This is a genomic window from Weissella sp. DD23, assembly GCF_001579105.1.
Taxonomy (GTDB): domain Bacteria; phylum Bacillota; class Bacilli; order Lactobacillales; family Lactobacillaceae; genus Weissella; species Weissella cibaria.
In genome coordinates, this window is sequence record NZ_KQ970467.1 from 1 (window position 1) to 449 (window position 449).

The window sequence follows — 449 nt, forward strand, 5'->3', positions numbered from 1 at the left end:
AATGCCACCGTGTTATGTTACTTCTGGCGTCATCTTCATACCAAAATCGACATTTTGACCCAAGAGCTTGTATGTACCATACACCATCATGCCAGTTTTTGTCATTTCAAAACGGAATTTATTTTTTAATGACGGATCATCATTTAAGTATTTTTCAACAATCGCATTAAGCTCAGTGCGATCGACGCTGACTTCAAAAGCCGCCTGACTGAGTTGTGGTTGCGTATCTACCGCTTGTTGTCGGTCCTGTGGTAATAAAAGCAAGCCAATCACAATCAATACCATCACAACAATCGTGGCACCTACACCTGTAATGATACCTTGTACGCGATCACGACTAGGCATAACAAAACCGAATCGTGTTACCTTACGTCGTTGCATCTACTTCACCAGCCATTCTGATTCTTTTTCTGCCATTCGCTTCACAAGCAATTTACTCATTTTGTCAT

General features: G+C 41.2%; 1 protein-coding gene. It reads right to left on the reverse strand.

From position 1 onward, the window contains the following. Window positions 1-12 precede the first annotated feature (12 nt). Entirely contained in the window at window positions 13-381 is a 369-nt protein-coding gene (locus tag WEIDD23_RS12280; RefSeq protein WP_082778359.1) for a DUF2140 family protein, read from the reverse strand. Window positions 382-449: the final 68 nt, after the last annotated feature.

Coding starts and splice junctions, on each gene's coding strand:
- WEIDD23_RS12280 (WP_082778359.1), bottom strand. CDS start 381: ATGCAACGACGTAAGGTAACACGATTCGGTTTTGTTATGCCTAGTCGT.